The sequence below is a fragment of the Hymenobacter actinosclerus genome, from assembly GCF_900111515.1.
GTDB lineage: Bacteria > Bacteroidota > Bacteroidia > Cytophagales > Hymenobacteraceae > Hymenobacter > Hymenobacter actinosclerus.
The window spans coordinates 231,981-249,076 of record NZ_FOHS01000002.1 but is presented as its reverse complement, the minus strand read 5'-3'; the positions used below and the strand labels follow the sequence as shown (position 1 = coordinate 249,076).

Sequence of the window (17,096 nt, the reverse complement as noted above, 5' to 3'; positions counted from 1 at the left end):
TCGTTGATCGGCACCCATAAGCACCAACAGCAGCGCCGAGGAAACGTCAACTAATACGTCTTTCCCCTGTTCTTGCTTAACTCCAATAAAGCAGCCGGCCAACGGAAAGTTTTACCTTTGCCATAATGCCCGATTTGCCCGCTTCCGCCCCCTCGCCCTTTCCCACCCCGCCCACCGGCCTGCCCCGCTTCCGCGACACCGTGGAGGCCTGGATGCGCCTGTTTCAGGACTGGCTCTGCCAGCAGCTCGAAGCCACCGACGGCACCGGCCGCTTCCGCGAAGATGCCTGGCTTCACCACAGCGGCGGCGGCGGCCGCTCGCGGGTGCTCACCGAAGGCACCCTCATCGAGAAAGGCGGCGTAAACTTCTCGGCCGTGGAGGGCCGCATGAGCGAGGCCGCCGCCCGGCAGCTGCTCATGCCCTCGCCCGACTACTTCGCCACCGGCGTAAGCGTGGTGCAGCACCCCGGTAGCCCGCTGGCGCCCATTTCGCACATGAACGTGCGCTACTTCGAGGCCGGCAACGGCGAGGCCTGGTTTGGCGGCGGGCTCGATCTGACGCCCATTTACGTGGATGTGGCCCAGGCCCGCTGGTTTCACGAGCAGATTGCCCAGGTCTGCCGCCAGCACGGCGCCGGCTACTATGCCCGCTTTAAAAAGTGGGCCGACGAGTACTTCTACCTGCCCCACCGCCAGGAAACCCGCGGCGTGGGCGGTATCTTCTTCGACCGGCTTATTGTGGGCCAGGAGGCCGATGCCGAGCACCTGTTTGCCTTCGTGCGGGCCGTGGGCGAGGTGTACGGCCGCAGCTACTGCGCCCTGCTGCGCCAGAACGCCGGCCAAAACAACACCGAGGCCCAGAAAAAGTGGCAGCTGGTGCGCCGCGGCCGCTACGCCGAGTTCAACCTGGCCATCGACCGCGGCACCCGCTTCGGCCTCGAAACCGGGGGCCGCACCGAAAGCATCCTCATGAGTCTGCCGCCCCAGGCCGAGTGGCACTACAATTTGCAGCCCGCCGCCGGCTCGGCCGAAGCCGCCACCCAGCAGTGGCTGCGCCCCGGCCTCGACTGGCTGAACGCCACCGAAACCCAGGGTCCGACAACCGACCTTACCACTGCTGAAACTGCCGCCCAGTGATAGCGCAGTTGCAGGCCCTGGACCGCTGGCTGCTGGTGGCGGCCAACTCCCACCGCTCGCCCGCCCTCGATAAGTGGATGGTGTTTTTTACGGAGCGCTTCGTGTGGTTTCCGGCCTATTTCGTGCTGCTGATAGTGCTGGGCTACCTCTACGGCCGCCGCGCCCTGCTGCTGCTGCCGCTGCTGGGCGCCAGCGTCGCCCTGGCCGATGTCATTTCCAGCCGCTTCTTCAAGCCCTACTTCGCCCGCCTGCGCCCCTGCCACGACCCCGACCTGTCGGCCGCGCTTAACCTGGCCAATGGCTGCGGCGGGCAGTTCGGCTTTCTGTCGTCGCACGCGGCCAATGCCTTTGCCCTGGCCGTGTTTATTGCCCTGGTGCTGCCCCGGCGCTACCGGGTGGCCAAGTGGCTGCTGTTCCTTTGGGCCGCCGTGGTGTGCTACAGCCGCATGTACCTGGCCGCCCACTACCCCACCGACATCCTGGCCGGGGCCCTGCTGGGCTCGCTCACGGCCTGGGCCTGCGCCACCGCTTATAAACGGCTGGCCGCCCGCTGGTGGCCCCTGGAAACGGCCGCCGAAGCCGCCTGATTTACGCTTGCCAGGCAGAGGCCGCTACCTGAAAAGGCCGCTGATGGTTTCATCAGCGGCCTTTTCAATCTCAGATTCTGCGGGCCGTACTTACTCGGCGGGCTGGCGGTTACCAGTGTGGCCGTCGCCCTCGTCGCCGTGGCCGGGCTGGCTGGTGTACTTGGAGTTGTGGCGGTCGTCCTGGGAAAGGGAGCGGTTAAGGTCGACTGAGGTCTTGATTTTGCCGTCTTCGTCGCGGCGGATGTAGCGCTTGTCGCCTTCGTTGGGCTCGATTAGTTCGCGTTTCGACATGGTAGAGAGAGTATTGGTGCAGTTTCTTGTACGGCAGAGCCAAGCCTGGAGTTGACTGCCTGCGTTCCGCACGTCACGCTACATTGCATTGAATCAGACTGTTGCAATCACCACAGCACTTCCGGTTTCGGATTCAGCACGGAAACCAATGCTCGACAAGAATTAGTTTTCCGCGGTCAAAAATCAGGTTTAGCGTCCCATCTGCTGTTTCGCCGTTGCCCATCAGGTAGGTAAAGGAAATTTCCTGTAAGGCGGCCGACATGGCGGCTGGTCTGACACTACGGACCGCATTTGGAAATACCCGCGCCACATCCTGAAGCGTAGTGTGCTGGTTCAGCACCAGTTTTCCCAGCTTGCCGCTGAACCGGCCATTGCGCACATCCATTGCCCCCAGCGCCGCCTGGTTACCCGCTACCTCATACTGGGTGCCGCCGTAGTACCACATATCGCCGGGTAGCGGCAGATCGTCGCTTAGCTGGCTGCCGCACTCCACGGCCCCCCGCGCTACGCTGTCGGGCTGGCCCAGCTGCCGCGTGAGCTGCGACACAGTAATCTGCTCGGAAGGCAGCCCGAAAAACACCAGCATTTTGTAGGTTATCTGCTCCGCCTCAATGGCGGGGTTTGGGACCGGGCGCGGGGTGGCTGTATCGGCCGGTACGGGGGTCGGGGCGGGCTTTTCAAACGACCTGCTGATAGTAGGTGCCGTTACTCCCTCAGCGGGCAACGTATCTTCTGATTGACAGGCGCTGAACCCGACGGCCCAGAGTAACAGGAGAGTTGTTGCCGGTTTTCGCATGAGTGGCGGAATGTTGAGCGGTAGTAAGTTGAGCAGGAATTTGCGATTCAACTACCTTGGAAGCAGGCGCTAAATATCTGCCTAAATCTACCACCGCGCAACTATGCCTGAACGCCGCTTCCTCTTCCTGCTGGGCAGCACCCGCCGCGCCGGCAACAGCGAATTGCTGGCCCGCCACGCCGCCGGATTCCTGCCCGCTTCGGTGGAGCAGCAGTGGCGGTTTCTGCCCGATTACCCCCTGCCCCCCTTCGCGGATTTACGCCACGACCAAGGCTACTCCGCTCCCACCGCCGGCCCCGAAAAAACCCTGCTCGACGCCACCCTGGCCGCTACCGATTTGGTGCTGGTGTCGCCGCTCTACTGGTACGCCCTCTCCACGCCCGCCAAGCACTACCTCGATTACTGGAGCGCCTGGCTGCGCCTGCCCGGCCTGGATTTCCGGGCCCTGATGCGGGGTAAAGCGCTGTGGTCGGTGGTGGCCGGCAGCGGCCCGGCCGCCGAGGCCCGGCCGCTCCAGGATGCGCTGCAACTCACGGCCGCCTACATGGGCATGCGCTGGGGGGGCGGCCTCTACGGCAACGGCTCGCGCCCCGGCGACGTGCGCCAGGACGCGGCGGCGTGGCAGGCGGCCACGCGGTTTTTCACTCCCGCGATAAAGCATGCCTAAAAGCTTGCGGCGCTACTTCAGCAGCGGATACAGCGCGTCGCCGATTTTCTCCAGGTCGCCGGTATCGGTGTTGCAGAGCATGATGAGGGTCGTGCGGAAATCGGGGCTGACGAGCAGCGCCGAGTTGAAGCCCTCGATGCTGCCGCGGCGCTCCAGCACCGGTTGCGCGAAGGTGCGGTTGTTGACGTAGAAGCCGATGCTGGGGCGGCCCCGGGCATAGTCGAGGTAGGCGGGCTGCTGGGGCTTGATGAGCAGCTGGGCCGTGGTTTGGGGCCGCAGCAGCCGGTGGGTGCGCAGGGCTTCCACGAGCTTGCCCAGGTCGGCCGCCGTGGAGTACACGGCCCCCGCGCCGGCGTAGTTGGCCAGCTCCCGGTTATCGTTTTTCAACGGTTCCTGCTTACTATTCTCCCCAAAAGAGTAGTTGTGGTAGCCGTAGGCCAGGTTGGCGATGATGCGCTGGTCGGTCAGCACGCCCGTATTTTTCAGGCCCAGCGGCGTCAGAATAAGCGCTTGCAGCAGCGCCGGGTACGGCCGGCCGCTCACGGCTTCCAGCACCCGGGTCAGCAGGATGTAATCGACGTTGTTGTAGTTGAAGCCGGGGGCGGTTTTGGTTTCATCCCGCACCACGTAGGCCCGCACGAATTCCAGGGTGGTCAGCCGGGCGGCGTAGGCCTGCACGGGCTCGTTTTTCAGGCCCGAATAGTGCGTCAGCAAGTCCAGCAGCGTAACGTTCTGGCAGTTGGCGGGCAGCTCGGGCAGATAGGCCGCCGCTTTATCCGTCAGTTTCAGCCGGCCCTGCTCTTGTAATTGCAGCGTTAGCAGGGCCGTGAACGTCTTGGTCATCGACGCAATCGGGAACCGGGTGCTGTCGGTAATCGGCACGGCAAACTGCAAGTTGGCGTAGCCTCTATTGACGCGAGCCACCACCCGGCCGTTTGTTATAGCCAGCACCGCGCCGTTGAAATGGCCGGCTTGGTACTCAGCCGTCAGCACCGAATCGAGGCGGGTTTGGGCGGCGGCGGACCGGGTTAGCAACAGTACAAAGGGCAGGAGCAGCAGGTAGCGCATAGGGCCGGAAATGTACGATGTTCCCGCACATTCCCAGAGTTGCAAAACCCTGCTTAGCCCCTGCTTACCAGCGAAGCGCCCTTACTTTCCGAGCAGCCTGGCCACGTACTTGCCCACGATGTCGAACTCCAGGTTCACCCGGTCGCCGGGTTGCAGGTGCTGGAAGGTGGTGTGCTCGTAGGTGTAGGGAATGATGGCCACCGAGAAGCCGTCGTCGGTGCTGTTGAAGCAGGTGAGGCTGGTGCCGTTGATGCAGATGGAGCCCTTTTCGACCGTTACGCGGCCGGGGCCGGCTTCGTGGCGGAAGCGGTAGAGCCAGGAGCCGTTCTGGTCTTCCACCGACTCGCAGGTGGCCGTCAAATCTACGTGGCCCTGCACGATGTGGCCGTCGAAGCGGCCGTTGGCGGCCAGGCAGCGCTCCAGATTTACGCGGCGGCCGGGTACCCAGGTGCTGAGGTTGGTCTTTTGCAGCGTCTCGTCGATGGCCGTAACGACGTGGGTGCCGGCCATGCCGTCAACCGCCACTACCGTCAGGCAAACGCCGTCGTGGGCCACGCTCTGGTCGATTTTCAGCTCCGAGGCGAAGTCGGACTCAACCGTAAAGTGGATGTTGGTGCCCTCGCGGCGCACGGCAGTAATAGCGCCTAAAGTTTCGATGATGCCAGTGAACATTAATCGCAGATGATGCAGATGAAGCCGCGGATAGCGCAGATTCGTTCTGAGTTGAGATGAAAAGGATTTGTTCTGATGAGCAGGAAATACGCGCTAAAGAAGTTGTCCTTTAAGTGGCGCGCGGAGTATTGACGAAGCGTTTATGCGTAAGGCGGTGCTCACCGAAGTTTAGCAGCAGCGCTGTTTCAAGTTGATAAGCGTGCAGGTAGTTCAAAACCTGAGCGTGGTGCAGGGTGGTAATTTCGCTTAGAGCTTTCAGCTTAACCAATACCGTATTTTCCACTAAAAAGTCAACCCGCCGGCTCCCAACATGTTCGCCGCGGTAAATCAGCGGCAATTCCAGTTCCCGCTCGAAAGTCAAACCACTTTCCCGCAGTTCAATGGCCAGACAGCGCTGATACACCACCTCCGGAAAGCCCAGCCCCAATTGCGTATGCACACGCATAGCTGCCCCAATAATATTCCCGGTCAGCTCCTTGTGCTTGTATTCCTCCATATCAAGTAAGTCAAATCACTTATCTGACACAACCAATCTACCAGCAGAACGAATCCAATTTATCCAAAATCCAGAACGAATCTGCGTCATCTGCGGCTTCATCTGCATCATCTGTGATTTATTTACCGCGGCCCTCGATGATGATTTTGAGCGTGTAGAGCAGCACCCGGAAGTCCATGGCCAGGCTCATGTTTTCGATGTAGAGGATGTCGAATTTGAGGCGCTCGACCATTTGCTCGACGGTTTCGGCGTAGCCGTACTTCACCTGCCCGAGGCTGGTGAGACCGGGCCGGACGCGGTGCAGGTGGCGGTAATGGGGCGCGAGCACCACAATCTGGTCGATGAAGAAGCGGCGCTCGGGGCGCGGGCCCACGATGCTCATGTCGCCCTTGATGACGTTCCAGAACTGAGGGAGCTCGTCGAGGCGCACCTTGCGCATAAAGCGGCCCCAGCGCGTTATGCGCGGGTCGTGGTCGGAGGAGAGGGCCGGGCCCTGCTTCTCGGCGTCGACGAACATCGAGCGGAACTTGTAGATGCGGAACGGCACGGCGTTGCGCCCGATGCGCTCCTGGGAGTAGAATACCGGGCCCGGCGACGAGAGCCGGACCATGAGGGCCGTAAAAGCGTACACCGGCCAGGCCAGCAGCAGAAACAGCACCGAACCCACCACATCAATCAGGCGCTTGGCCACCCGCTGCCACAGCGGCAGCAGATCCTGCTTGATGTCGATGAGCGGCGTGCCGAACACGTGGCTCACTTTCACCGAGCCCAGCAGAATCTGGTAGAGGTCGGGCAGGATGCTGACGCGGGCGGATGTGCCGTCGAGCAGGGTCAGGATTTCTTCGATGATGCGGTGCTCGCCGGGCTCAATGGCAATCACAATCTGCTCGATGTTCCGCTCACTCACCAGCTCGGGCAGGCGGCGGTACGAGCCCAGTTCGGGCAGCTCGGTGGCCAGCTCGGGGCAGACGTTTGGGCCCAGCGGCGTGAAACCTACCAGCCGCAGGCCCAGGTGGCGGCCGGTGCGGCCCAGGTCGCGGGCCGTGTCGCGGGCCAGCGCGCCCGAGCCCACCAGCAGCGTATTAAAGCTGATAACGCCCCCGCGTACCAGCCGCTGCACGCTATGCACGGCCCAGAGGCGCAGCACGGCCGTAATGGCAAAGTGCAGCAGGAAGTAGGCCGAAATGGTTTTGTAGTAGCTGCGGTAGTTCTGCACGCCCTGGTCGTCGAGCAGCAGCACAAAGAAGATGAGCACGGCCCCCAGCACCGACACGCGGGCCAGCCGGATGAGCTCGGCCAGCCGCGACTTGCGGAAAATGTCGTTGTACTCGCCCATCAGCGCGTACAGGCCCGTCCAGAAGGCGGCAATCATCAGGGCCGCGCCCGCCAGGAAGGCGGCATCGGCGGCGAAATGGTAGTCGGCATCGGGGCTGATTTCGCGCAACAGGTACTTGCGAACCAGAAAAAAGCACATCCACGCCAACAGCGCCGCCACGAAGTCGGCACCTATCAGCTTCATTTTTTGCAGAGTACGAATCAAGAGCGAAGCAGGTAAGCGGTTCGACTGGCGGCAAAGCTGATTGTTCTGGCCCGGAAGGCCTAATTTTACGCTTCCGCCTGCCCCGACCCCGCTGCCGGGCCGGTTGTTGAGGAGCGGCGTAAAGGTAGGCAATACCCGTCAGCCCGCTCCGGTACCCGCGCCCGCCACCTCTCCCCTGCCGCCTCCTATGCACCACGCCGCCGACACGTACCGCCACCGGGGCCAGCGCCGCACGCTGGTGGAGGAGCTGCGCCGCAAAGGCATCCGCGACGAGCGGGTGCTGGCCGCCATCGGGGCCGTGCCGCGCCACCTGTTCTTTGCCGCCGCGTTCCAGCCCCATGCCTACCACGACAAGGCGTTTCCCATTGGCGAGGGCCAGACCATCTCGCAGCCCTACACGGTGGCCTACCAGACCGAGCTGCTGCGCATCGCCCCCCACGACAAGGTACTGGAAATAGGAACCGGTTCGGGCTACCAGTGCAGCGTGCTGCTGCAGCTCACGCCCCACGTGTTCAGCATCGAGTACAACCCGGTGCTGTTCGAGCGCACGGCCCGCCACCTGGCCGGGCTGCCCCAGCCGCCCCAGCTGTTCTGCGGCGACGGCTCGCTGGGCCTGCCCCAGCACGCGCCCTTCGATAAGATTCTGGTAACGGCCGGCTCGCCCACCCTGCCCCGGCCGCTGCTGCAGCAGCTGCGCGTGGGCGGGGCGCTGGTTATTCCGGTCGGCGATGCCGAGCGCCAGCGCATGGTGCGCGTGGTGCGCGAAAGCAACGACGAGTTTTCGCGCCAGGAGCTGGAAGAGTTCCGATTCGTGCCGCTGCTGGGCAAAGCCGGCTGGGGCTAGCGGTGAGATGGAGAAATGGTGAAATGGTGAGTTTGATGTTCGAGTAGCCTAAAGGCGCTATTTGCACAATCAGGCCTCCAGAGCATCAAACTCACCACCTCACCGCTCGCTCGCTTACCTTTACGCCCTCTTAAGTCGAATCCAACTTTCCCCGATGACCCGCAAACCCAAGCCCGTTAAAGACTCCTTCGTGCGCATGACCGAGCTGGTGCTGCCCAACGACACCAACACGCTCAACAACCTGATGGGCGGCCGCATGATGCACCTGATGGACGTGGCTGCCGCCATTTCGGCCCAGCGCCACTCCAACCGCATCGTCGTTACAGCGTCGGTCGATAATGTGTCCTTCCGCGAGGGCATCAAGCTGGGTAGCGTGATTACGCTCGAAGCGCAGGTGACGCGCTCGTTCAGCTCCAGCATGGAGGTGCACATCGAGGTGTGGGCCGAAGACATTCCGAGCGGCACCAAGGTAAAGTCCAACGAAGCCTTCTTCACCTTCGTCGCCGTCGACCAGTCGGGCCGCCCGATTGACGTGCCCGATGCGGTGCCCGAAACCGAAGCCGAGCACGAGTGGTTTAAGGGGGCCCTGCGCCGCCGCCAGCTACGCTTGGTGCTGGGCGGCCGCATGGCCCCGCAGGAAGCCACCGAGCTCAAGGCCCTATTCGACCTCGTAGCCCAGGCCGCCGAGGACGACACGGCTGCAGGTTAGCGGTTGGCGGCTGCTGGTTAGCGGTTAGCGGTTAGCAGAAGGAACATGATGCTTCAGCTGCGGTCCGCCTGTCGAAGCATCCCGCCTGGTCCGTTGCCGAAGTAAGTCAGCTTCAGCCCGCGAAATCCTTTGGTTTCGCGGGCTGAAGTCTTTTTATCGGCGCCGGGGAATGCGTAAATTGCCCCTGCGCCCTCACGCTGCTCTTTCGCATGGACAACGCCGCCACGCTCGCCTTTTTTCAGAATTTCTACACCGAAGCCTCGCTCTACGTAGTGTCGGAGCCGGCCACCACGCCCCCGGCAGTTGCCACGGCAGCCGCTGAAGCGCCCCCGGTTTCGGTTGCGCCGCCCGTTTCAGTTGCGCCGCCTGTTGCGCCCGCGCCGCCCACTGCGCCCGCGCCGCCCACTGCGCCCGCGCCGCCCACTGCGCCCGCGCCGCCCGTTGCAGCTGCTCAGGTAGTTGCGGCCCGGCCCGTGCCGGCTCCACTCCCACCCATGCCGCCGGCCGTCATCCCGGTTGCCGCGGCTCCGGCAGCGGCTCTGCCAGAACACACTCCGCCCGTGCCAGCACCACCCGCTCCGGCGCCGGTAGTAGCGGCAGCGCCTGTGGCCCTGGCCGCGGCTCCGGTGCCCGCCGCGGTGGGCCATTCGGCCGTAACGCTCACGCTGGCTCCGTTGCCGGCGGCTCCGGCGGCGCCGCCTTCGCAGACGGGCCGGGTGCAGCCCACGCCCACACAGTCGCCGGTGGCACACATCCCGTTTTCCACGCTGGGCAGCAATTTCGGCGGCCTGGTTATTCTGGTGCGGCTGCCCGAGGCGCAGTTCCGCAAGCTGCCGCGCAACGTGTTCCTCAACAACCTGCTCAAGGCCCTGCGCCTGATTATGGAGGATGTGGTGCTGGTGAACGTGGAGCACGACTCCTACCCGGTGGCCCTGTGCAGCCTGCGCCAACACCTGACGGCCCGGCAGTTTCTGGCCTTCGGCAAAAACCTGCTCGACGTGGCCGTGTACACCACCCAGCCCTACGAGCCGGTGCTACTCTACGGCGACACGGCCTTCCTCGGGGCCAGCGAAATTGAGATGCTCGAATACGACGCCGGCCGCAAAAAGAAGCTCTGGCAATCGGTGCAGCGCATGTTTGGGGTGTAGGATTCGTAAATTGATTTATGAACCTGCCTACGTAGCCAAAGCGCAACCAATGAAAATCAGAGCTGCTCATTTAGTAGCGGGGTGGCTGATGCCGCTGCTGCTCTCTTGCGGCACTACCCCGGCCGCCTCAGTCGCTCCCCCCGTTACTCCCTCGCCAGAGTTGTATTCAATATTACAGCAGTTTCTGGCCGCCGATACGCTCAACGATTACCCTAAAATTCATGTGGCATTCATCAGGTCGGATACTATTGCGGGATAAGTTTCCATCCATCTGCTGGACGAATACAATTCTGGCGGGAAGATCAAAGCATTTCCTCTGACGGCTTGGAAAGTTGACGGCGAAATCATCTTTGTGTTAACCGGCTTAGAAACAGTAGCCTCAGGTGGCGACACCACCTATCACCATCTGATAAGGGAAGTTGCTTTAGCCAACGAGGACAAAATGTGGCACCCTCATTTTAGATGTTGGCGCATTGATGTGCAGGATCAAGAGATTGTGCATATAGATAGGCAGGTGGCTTTCAACGATTTTCATGGCCTAAACCGCATAGCTCCGCCGCCCCCACTGCCGGTTCTCATCCGTCCATGAGGCCTAGCTAGTGCTGCTATCGGGCGTTTCATTATCGAGCCAAGCCCACAACAGAAACGGCCAGCCGCTTATGCGACTGGCCGTTTCTGTTGTGGGCTTGCTTCTTCTACTTCAGCACCGAGGCCAGTTTGGCATCCAGCTCGGCGCCGCGCAGGTTTTTGCCCACGATGCGGCCCTGAGGGTCGAGCAGGATGGAGAAGGGAATAGCCTTGATGCCGTAGGTCTGGCCGGCGGCCGACTCCCAGCCCTTCAGGTCCGAGACCTGCTTCCACACCAGCCCGTCGGCCTCGATGGCCTTAAGCCACTTGGCCCGGTCCTGGTCGAACGACACCCCGTAGATTTCGAAGCCGGGGCCCATGTTCTTATACTTGTTGTAGGCCCGCACCACGTTGGGGTTCTCGCGGCGGCACGGCCCGCACCAGCTGGCCCAGAAGTCAACCAGCACGTACTTGCCACGCAGGCTGGTGAGGGCCAGCGGCGCGCCCTGCGGTGTGGGCAGATTGATTTCGGGGGCCGTGGCCCCCTCAGTCGTCGTGCGCAGCCCATCGAGGCGGGTAACCAGCGACTTGGTGTAGCGCGAGTTGGGGGCCGAGGCTTTCAGGGCCGTGGCCACTGAGTCGGCCAGGGCGAAGTTCTCGTCGGGGTTGAGCACGTTGGCCACCACGAAACCCGACACGATGGAGCCCGGATTCTGGCGCACCAGCTGCAGCATCTGCTGCTGGCCGCGGCGCTGCAACGCTTCGGCTCGCGCCTGAATGGCCTGCATCGAGTCGGTGCGGCCGGCCTGGGCGGCGGCGCTGTAGCGCTGCTCCAGCCGCGGCATGGCCTGCTGCAGCTCGCGCTGGTTGGCTTCGGAGGCTTTGTTTATCTGACGCAGCAGCTCCGAATCGGGCGAGCCCTGCACGGTGTAGGTGGCGGGCAGCTGCTGGGCGTCGGCGGCGAGCTGCACGCGCTGGCCGGGCGCCAGCACCACCAGGGCCTGGTTCTGGTCGGTGGTTTTCACCTGGTAGAGGCCGGCTTCGGTCAGTGGCCCCTTCAGTACAAACTGGCCCTTCTCATCTACGGTAGCTGTATCGCGCGACACAAACTGGGTGTCGCCCAGCTCGGCCAGGTACACCTTGGTGCCGGCCGGGGCATTCTGGAGCTGGCCGCTGAGCTCGTAGCCGCTGGCATCGGTGCCATTGGTGGTGGGCGTTGTGTTTTTGTTGCAGGCGTTGGTCATGCCCAGCAGGGCACCAAAATAGAGCAGGCTCTTCATGTTCATTGGTTAGGCAGAAAGCGAACCAGCCCGAAAGCAGGCCGGCGTACGGGGCAAGAACCCGGAAACAGGGTGCAAGTTGCCGATTTCACTTGAAAACGAATCAACCTGCCTGGTCGGCAGTCCAACCATTGCCGCTTGGCAGGGGTTCCCGGCGCCCGGCGCCGAGAATTAATCCAGCGGAATGTGTACCGAGATTTCCTGGCCCAGGTCGGTGCCGCGCAGGTTGCGGGCCAGCTCGTAGCCGCGCGGGTCGAGCAGCACGGCCACCGGCGGCTGCTTCACGCCATACGCCCGGCTCACCTCGCCCGACTGGTCCAGGGCCTGGGCCCAGGGCAGCGACTCGGCGGGCAACGCCGCGCGCCATGCGGCCGGGTCGGCCGCGTTCCACACGCTCACCATAACCAGGCCCCGGCTACTGAACTGACCGTATATTTTGCGCAGGTTGGCATTCTGGGCCGCGCACTCGGCGCAGCCGGGGGCACGGAAATCGAGCAGCACGTAGCTACCGCGCAGCCTGCGCAGCGTCAGGGTCGTGTCGGTGGTGGGCAGGGTGAAATCGGGCGAGGCGGGGCGGTTGTCGCGGCGGTTCTCGGTAGCATCACCGGGCGTAGCCGGCGCGCCCAGCCGCTGGCAGCTACCCAGCAGCAGTAGCAACAGGAGTCCAAGGTAGAAGGCGCGCATGGGTTGGCCGTGAGCAGGTGAATTGTCGGCCAATCTACGGATTTCACCCGCACTACAGATCGGCCGCCCGGCTGCTTTCCCTGATGGTCTCCACGCGGGCGGGCCCGAGGTACGGTGCATACCATCTTTCCGGCGCCATCCGGCGGCCTATCTTCGGGGGTCGGGCTACGTGCTGTCGTCCGGCGCATTGCTGCCATACTGCCACCGGCCTGCTCATGAAAGCGTCCATTCCAACCTACCAGCTACAGGCGTTTACCTGCCAAGCGCAAGCCGCGCCCGATGTTTTTGTGCCCGATTATGCGACCGGCCGGCCCCGGATTCCGTTGCATCAGCCCTACCGCGGCGACTATTACAAAATCAGCCTCTGCCTACGGGGCCGGGCCGAACTGACCGTCGACCTGGCCCCTTACGTTGTAACGCCCGGCTGCCTGCTGCTGGCAACGCCGGAGGTGATCAAGCAGTGGCAGCATGTAACCGACGATTACGACACGCTGTCCATCTTTTTTACCCGCGAATTCATCACCCACCACCACGCGGCTACCAACCGGCTCCGCTTTCTGGTGGCTCCCGCTGCGCACGTCTGCCAGCTTTCGGCCCCGGAAGCGGCCAGCATTGGCGCCTCACTTCGCTTCCTGCAGCAGAAGTATCGCACGCCCCACGTGCAGCGCACCCACATCCTGCAAAACATTCTCATCAGCCTGCTTTATGAGGTAGCCAGCAGCTACGACCAGCCGCTGGCCGCGTCACCGGCCGCCACACCCCGAAACCAGGCGCTGGCGGCCGGTTTCCGGCAGCTTGTGCAAACGCACTGTACCACCGAGCGGCGCGTAACGTTCTATGCCGCCGCGCTCTGCGTTACGCCCAAGTACCTCAATGCCCTGGTGAAGGAGGCCACCGGCCGAACCGCGAGCAATTGGATCAGCCAGGCAGTAGTGCTGGAAGCCAGAACTCTGCTCCAGAACCCCACGATACCGGTTTGCCAGGTGGCCGCGAGCCTGCAGTTTGCCGACCAGTTCGCTTTCAGCCGGTTTTTCAAGCAGCACACCGGCCTTTCGCCTACCGCTTACCGGCAGGTAAACTGAGTTCGTTTAGCGCCCTTTCGCCATGCATTGCCGCCCTGTGGCCATTCTGCCGACTGACTACGAGCCGCAACTTTGTGCCAGCACTTCCGGCCAACCCGCGGCGCAGGCTTCTATAGCCCAGCCAGGGCCATGCAGCGCTGCTTGGCCATCCACCAACAACCCCTTGCACCATGATATTAATAACCGGCGCTACCGGCCACTTAGGCACGGCCGTACTACACACGCTCCTGCAAAAAACGCCCGCCTCACAACTGGCGGCGCTGGTGCGCGACGAAGCCAAAGCAACCGATTTACAGGCCCGGGGCGTGCACATCCGCGTGGGCACCTACGCCGACCCGGCCGCGCTGGACCGCGCCATGCAGGGCATCGAAAAGGTGCTGCTCATATCGGGCGGCGGCGATGATGAGGCGCTGCAAGAGCATTTCAACGTGATTGACGCTGCCCGACGGGCCGGCGTGCGTTGCCTGGCCTACACCAGCCGGGCACTCCAGAATCCGGCCACCCTGGTTAACCAGCTTATGCAGCGCCACTTCCAGACGGAAGAGTACATCCGGGCGAGCGGGTTGGCCTATGTGCTGTTCCGCAACGCCCTGTACATGGATACGCTGCCGCTATTTACGGGGCCACAGGTGCTGGAAACGGGCATTCATCTGCCGGCGGGCCAGGGCCGGGTGGCCTACGCCCTGCGCCGCGAAATGGGCGAAGCCATTGCCAATGTGCTGCTGACTGATGGCTGTGCAAACCGCACGTATCACTTTACGGGCAGCGCGGCCTACTCCTTCCACGATGTGGCGGCGGCCCTCACCGCAGCCTCGGGCCGGCCGGTAGCATACACGCCCGCCGGGCAGGCCAGCTTCGCGGCGGGCATGCAGCAGCGCGGGGTACCGGCCGTGGTTATTGAGCGCACCATTGGGTTCATGACGGACATTCAAAACGGCCAGGAAGCGCAGGTCAGCTCCGAACTGGCCACCATCCTGGGCCATCAGCCCACGGCACTGACAGAAGGTGTGAAGCTGCTGTATCAACTGTAACAGCAGCGTTGGCTGGCCATAAAAAAGACCCGCCACTGTGCGGGTCTTTTTTGGGTGGGCCACTACGTTGGCCGCATTCATTGCATTGGCTCGGCTTAGCCGTCGAGATGCTGGCGCAGCAGCTGGTTGGCCAGCTTGGGGTCGGCTTTGCCGCCGGTCAGCTTCATCAGCTCGCCCATAAACATGCCGGTGAGGCTTTTTTTGCCGGCGCGGTATTCGGCCACTTTGGCCGGGTTGGCATCGAGCACCTGCTGAATCATGGCTTCCAGGGCCCCGGCGTCCTGGGGTTGCTGCAACAGGCCCTGGGCCTCGGCGGCGGCGGCGGCGCTTTGGGTGGGGTTTTCGAGCAGGTACGGGAACAGCTGCTTGCTGGCTACCGAGTGGCCCACTTTGTTGTCGTCGATAAGCCCGATGATGTCGGCCAGGTGTTGAACTGTGAGCGGGAACTGGGCTAGGGTGAGGGCGCGCTCGTTGAGGTAAGCCTTTACGGGGCCGGTTACCCAGTTGGCGGCGGCCTTGGCGTTGGGGCTCAGGCGGGTCAGCTCATCAAAATACAGCGCCAACTCCTTCTCGGCCGTCAGCACCGAAGCGTCGTAGTCCGAGAGGCCCAGCTCGCCGGTGAAGCGGGCGTATAGCTGCTGGGGCAACGCCGGCATCTGCTCCTGCATGCGGTGCAGCCAAGCGTCGTCGATGATGACGGGCGGCAGGTCGGGCTCGGGGAAGTAGCGGTAGTCGTTGAGCGTTTCCTTGCTGCGCTGGGCCACGGTGGTGCCGGTTGGGGCATCGAAGCCGCGGGTCTGGCTGTCGATAACCTCGCCGGCTTCGAGCAGCTCAATCTGGCGCTCAATCTCGTACTCAATGGCCCGCTGCACGTTGCGGAACGAGTTCATGTTCTTCACCTCTACCTTGGTGCCGAACGCGGCGGCCCCGTGCAGCATCACGCTCACGTTGGCGTCGCAGCGCAGCGAGCCTTCCTCCATGTTGCCGTCGCAGATGCCCAGGTACTGCACCAGCTTCTTGATTTCGGCCAGGTAAGCGTAGGCCTGCTCCGAGTCGCGGATGTCGGGCTCTGACACGATTTCGATGAGCGGCACGCCGGCCCGGTTCAAATCCACGAGCGTTTCGGTTTCGCCGGCCAGGTGCATGCTCTTGCCCGCGTCCTCCTCCATGTGGATGCGGGTGATGCCTATTTGCTTGGTTGCGCCATCGGCGAGGCGGATTTCCACGTGGCCGCCGGTGCAGATGGGTGTTTTGTCCTGGGTTATCTGGTAGCCCTTGGGCAGGTCGGGGTAGAAGTAGTTTTTGCGCGCAAACAGGTTGTCGCGCCGGATGTGGCAGTTGGTGGCCAGGCCCATTTTCATGGCAAACTCGATGGCCGAGTGATTGACGCGGGGCAGCGTGCCGGGATGGCCGAGCGTAATCACGCTCAGGTTATGGTTGGGCAGGGCGCCGTACTCGTTTTCGTCGGCCGAGTACATCTTGCTGCGGGTCAGCAGCTGGGCGTGTACTTCGAGGCCGATGACGGGCTGGTATTTGGCTTTGATATGTTCGTCCATGAATCACAGATTGCCGCGGATTGGGCGGCTGATTACGCTGATTGCAGGCGTGAAGATACTTAAGGTTCGGGGGAGTTGGTATAGTTAGCAGGACAGCGTACTCAGATCAAATAGGCTTTCGCGCTACCGAATACTGAATGAAACCGGCACCTCATAAGCTACTGCCACCGGCTCGCCCTCCCGCCTGCCCGGTTCAAAAAGCCTGAGACGACGAACAGACTGCGCGGCGGCATCCCCCAGATAGAGATAAGTACGATGCAAGCTGGCTGGCGCCTCCGCAGGCAACTCAAGGGCCCGCACATGCTGTAAGTGGCCATCTACAGCGACGGTAAATTTTACTATTAAAAATCCCTGCACCTGGTCTCTTAGCGCCCGGTTGGGGTAAACCAATTTTTGGCCTATGTCTCTCAATAGAGCGTCCGTTCCGCCTGGGTAGGCTGGCATCTGCTCAAAGGGGAAATAGGCAATCGGCTGCCCATCGGGCCCGAAACATTCGCCGGTAATAGGCTGGCCGGGAGTTAGCTGTTCCCTACGGCGCAGCACCCCGGTCGCGTAATACGTGCGTCGCTCCCCCTGCACCTCCCCCTGCACATAGATTTGCTGCAGACGCGTTTTCCCGTCTTCATAGAATTCCAGGTAAGAGCCGTGCCATACTTTGTCTTCTCCAATTATGAAAGCCTGGTAAGAATAGAGCTTACCGCTGGGAAGCGAATAGAGCCTTTCTATGCCCCGAATGCTGTCAATCAGCGTAGTCTCTACCCGATAAACCGCCCCTTCAGCAGATGTCGAGCGACGAAATTGGCGGTCCTGATACTCGGTGCTATGCGTAACGCGCGCACTATCGGGCACGGGAGCAGCCAGCAATGGACCAGCGGCAACGAGGAGCAACAGGAGGAGAAGTACTAATTTGTGCTTCATCGCAAGGAACAGGAAATGTAAGCA

Annotated in this window: 18 protein-coding genes; 8 read left to right on the top strand and 10 right to left on the bottom strand. The window is 62.6% G+C overall.

Going from position 1 to position 17,096, the window contains the following annotated elements; genetic code table 11:
- Positions 1 to 125: 125 nt before the first annotated feature.
- Entirely contained in the window at positions 126 to 1,136 is a 1,011-nt protein-coding gene (hemF, locus tag BMY67_RS07470; protein WP_092770069.1) for an oxygen-dependent coproporphyrinogen oxidase, read from the top strand.
- Positions 1,133 to 1,723 (top strand): phosphatase PAP2 family protein, encoded by a 591-nt coding sequence (locus tag BMY67_RS07465; RefSeq protein ID WP_143069732.1) that lies wholly within the window; start codon positions 1,133 to 1,135, stop codon positions 1,721 to 1,723. Before hemF ends, BMY67_RS07465 begins: the two co-directional genes overlap by 4 nt.
- Before the next feature lie 90 nt (positions 1,724 to 1,813).
- Here BMY67_RS07465 and BMY67_RS07460 read toward each other — a convergent pair whose 3' ends face one another.
- Both BMY67_RS07460 and BMY67_RS07455 read right to left on the bottom strand, forming a co-directional pair.
- The gene (locus BMY67_RS07460; protein ID WP_092770065.1) at positions 1,814 to 2,014 is read right to left on the bottom strand and encodes a hypothetical protein; all 201 of its coding nucleotides are present in this window, start codon (positions 2,012 to 2,014) and stop codon (positions 1,814 to 1,816) included.
- Positions 2,015 to 2,147: 133 nt separating this feature from the next.
- Positions 2,148 to 2,738 (bottom strand): hypothetical protein, encoded by a 591-nt coding sequence (locus tag BMY67_RS07455; protein WP_143069731.1) that lies wholly within the window; start codon positions 2,736 to 2,738, stop codon positions 2,148 to 2,150.
- A gap of 175 nt (positions 2,739 to 2,913) precedes the next feature.
- Between BMY67_RS07455 and BMY67_RS07450 the strand changes: the two genes are divergently transcribed.
- Positions 2,914 to 3,477, top strand: a complete 564-nt coding sequence (locus BMY67_RS07450) for a flavodoxin family protein (RefSeq protein WP_092770061.1) — start codon at positions 2,914 to 2,916, stop codon at positions 3,475 to 3,477.
- Between the two features lie 12 nt (positions 3,478 to 3,489).
- Here the strand turns inward: BMY67_RS07450 and BMY67_RS07445 are convergent, their stop codons facing one another.
- The 4 genes from BMY67_RS07445 to BMY67_RS07430 form a co-directional block, all read right to left on the bottom strand.
- A complete protein-coding gene (locus BMY67_RS07445) occupies positions 3,490 to 4,545 on the bottom strand; it encodes a serine hydrolase domain-containing protein (RefSeq protein ID WP_092770059.1) in 1,056 nt (351 codons plus the stop codon).
- Positions 4,546 to 4,626: 81 nt separating this feature from the next.
- The gene (locus BMY67_RS07440) at positions 4,627 to 5,217 is read right to left on the bottom strand and encodes a riboflavin synthase (RefSeq protein ID WP_092770057.1); all 591 of its coding nucleotides are present in this window, start codon (positions 5,215 to 5,217) and stop codon (positions 4,627 to 4,629) included.
- 109 nt (positions 5,218 to 5,326) lie between these two features.
- Entirely contained in the window at positions 5,327 to 5,713 is a 387-nt protein-coding gene (locus BMY67_RS07435) for a GxxExxY protein (RefSeq protein ID WP_092770055.1), read from the bottom strand.
- Positions 5,714 to 5,831: 118 nt separating this feature from the next.
- Positions 5,832 to 7,253, bottom strand: coding sequence for a sugar transferase (locus BMY67_RS07430; RefSeq protein ID WP_245744945.1), 1,422 nt, complete (start codon positions 7,251 to 7,253; stop codon positions 5,832 to 5,834).
- A 187-nt stretch (positions 7,254 to 7,440) separates the two neighbouring features.
- On the opposite strand from BMY67_RS07430, the gene BMY67_RS07425 reads away from it, so the two are divergent.
- The 3 genes from BMY67_RS07425 (at position 7,441) to BMY67_RS19305 (ending at position 9,954) form a co-directional block, all read left to right on the top strand.
- Positions 7,441 to 8,097 (top strand): protein-L-isoaspartate(D-aspartate) O-methyltransferase, encoded by a 657-nt coding sequence (locus BMY67_RS07425; protein WP_092770051.1) that lies wholly within the window; start codon positions 7,441 to 7,443, stop codon positions 8,095 to 8,097.
- 154 nt (positions 8,098 to 8,251) lie between these two features.
- Complete coding sequence (locus BMY67_RS07420) at positions 8,252 to 8,806, top strand: acyl-CoA thioesterase (RefSeq protein WP_092770049.1); 555 nt, start codon at positions 8,252 to 8,254, stop codon at positions 8,804 to 8,806.
- Between the two features lie 209 nt (positions 8,807 to 9,015).
- Positions 9,016 to 9,954 (top strand): hypothetical protein, encoded by a 939-nt coding sequence (locus BMY67_RS19305; protein ID WP_177189740.1) that lies wholly within the window; start codon positions 9,016 to 9,018, stop codon positions 9,952 to 9,954.
- A 695-nt stretch (positions 9,955 to 10,649) separates the two neighbouring features.
- On the opposite strand, the gene BMY67_RS07405 is transcribed toward BMY67_RS19305, so the two are convergent.
- Both BMY67_RS07405 and BMY67_RS07400 read right to left on the bottom strand, forming a co-directional pair.
- Positions 10,650 to 11,807 carry a redoxin domain-containing protein gene (locus tag BMY67_RS07405; RefSeq protein WP_092770045.1) on the bottom strand — a complete coding sequence of 386 codons (1,158 nt, stop codon included), beginning with the start codon at positions 11,805 to 11,807 and terminating at the stop codon, positions 10,650 to 10,652.
- 165 nt (positions 11,808 to 11,972) lie between these two features.
- On the bottom strand, positions 11,973 to 12,485 hold the full coding sequence (locus BMY67_RS07400) for a peroxiredoxin family protein (protein WP_177189739.1): 513 nt from the start codon (positions 12,483 to 12,485) through the stop codon (positions 11,973 to 11,975).
- A gap of 215 nt (positions 12,486 to 12,700) precedes the next feature.
- On the opposite strand from BMY67_RS07400, the gene BMY67_RS07395 reads away from it, so the two are divergent.
- Complete coding sequence (locus tag BMY67_RS07395; protein ID WP_177189738.1) at positions 12,701 to 13,567, top strand: AraC family transcriptional regulator; 867 nt, start codon at positions 12,701 to 12,703, stop codon at positions 13,565 to 13,567.
- Positions 13,568 to 13,737: 170 nt separating this feature from the next.
- On the top strand, positions 13,738 to 14,598 hold the full coding sequence (locus tag BMY67_RS07390) for an SDR family oxidoreductase (protein WP_092770041.1): 861 nt from the start codon (positions 13,738 to 13,740) through the stop codon (positions 14,596 to 14,598).
- A 95-nt stretch (positions 14,599 to 14,693) separates the two neighbouring features.
- On the opposite strand, the gene gatB is transcribed toward BMY67_RS07390, so the two are convergent.
- Both gatB and BMY67_RS07380 read right to left on the bottom strand, forming a co-directional pair.
- A complete protein-coding gene (gene gatB / locus BMY67_RS07385; RefSeq protein WP_092770039.1) occupies positions 14,694 to 16,154 on the bottom strand; it encodes an Asp-tRNA(Asn)/Glu-tRNA(Gln) amidotransferase subunit GatB in 1,461 nt (486 codons plus the stop codon).
- Positions 16,155 to 16,277: 123 nt separating this feature from the next.
- A complete protein-coding gene (locus BMY67_RS07380; protein ID WP_092770037.1) occupies positions 16,278 to 17,072 on the bottom strand; it encodes an energy transducer TonB in 795 nt (264 codons plus the stop codon).
- Positions 17,073 to 17,096 lie beyond the last annotated feature (24 nt).

Bases quoted from the DNA above. Each gene is read 5' to 3' on its own strand.
- hemF (WP_092770069.1), top strand. From the start codon at position 126: ATGCCCGATTTGCCCGCTTCCGCCCCCTCGCCCTTTCCCACCCCGCCC.
- BMY67_RS07460 (WP_092770065.1), bottom strand. From the start codon at position 2,014: ATGTCGAAACGCGAACTAATCGAGCCCAACGAAGGCGACAAGCGCTAC.
- gatB (WP_092770039.1), bottom strand. From the start codon at position 16,154: ATGGACGAACATATCAAAGCCAAATACCAGCCCGTCATCGGCCTCGAA.
- BMY67_RS07405 (WP_092770045.1), bottom strand. From the start codon at position 11,807: ATGAACATGAAGAGCCTGCTCTATTTTGGTGCCCTGCTGGGCATGACC.
- BMY67_RS07445 (WP_092770059.1), bottom strand. From the start codon at position 4,545: ATGCGCTACCTGCTGCTCCTGCCCTTTGTACTGTTGCTAACCCGGTCC.
- BMY67_RS07420 (WP_092770049.1), top strand. From the start codon at position 8,252: ATGACCCGCAAACCCAAGCCCGTTAAAGACTCCTTCGTGCGCATGACC.
- BMY67_RS19305 (WP_177189740.1), top strand. From the start codon at position 9,016: ATGGACAACGCCGCCACGCTCGCCTTTTTTCAGAATTTCTACACCGAA.
- BMY67_RS07390 (WP_092770041.1), top strand. From the start codon at position 13,738: ATGATATTAATAACCGGCGCTACCGGCCACTTAGGCACGGCCGTACTA.
- BMY67_RS07440 (WP_092770057.1), bottom strand. From the start codon at position 5,217: ATGTTCACTGGCATCATCGAAACTTTAGGCGCTATTACTGCCGTGCGC.
- BMY67_RS07450 (WP_092770061.1), top strand. From the start codon at position 2,914: ATGCCTGAACGCCGCTTCCTCTTCCTGCTGGGCAGCACCCGCCGCGCC.
- BMY67_RS07425 (WP_092770051.1), top strand. From the start codon at position 7,441: ATGCACCACGCCGCCGACACGTACCGCCACCGGGGCCAGCGCCGCACG.
- BMY67_RS07380 (WP_092770037.1), bottom strand. From the start codon at position 17,072: ATGAAGCACAAATTAGTACTTCTCCTCCTGTTGCTCCTCGTTGCCGCT.
- BMY67_RS07435 (WP_092770055.1), bottom strand. From the start codon at position 5,713: ATGGAGGAATACAAGCACAAGGAGCTGACCGGGAATATTATTGGGGCA.
- BMY67_RS07395 (WP_177189738.1), top strand. From the start codon at position 12,701: ATGAAAGCGTCCATTCCAACCTACCAGCTACAGGCGTTTACCTGCCAA.
- BMY67_RS07400 (WP_177189739.1), bottom strand. From the start codon at position 12,485: ATGCGCGCCTTCTACCTTGGACTCCTGTTGCTACTGCTGCTGGGTAGC.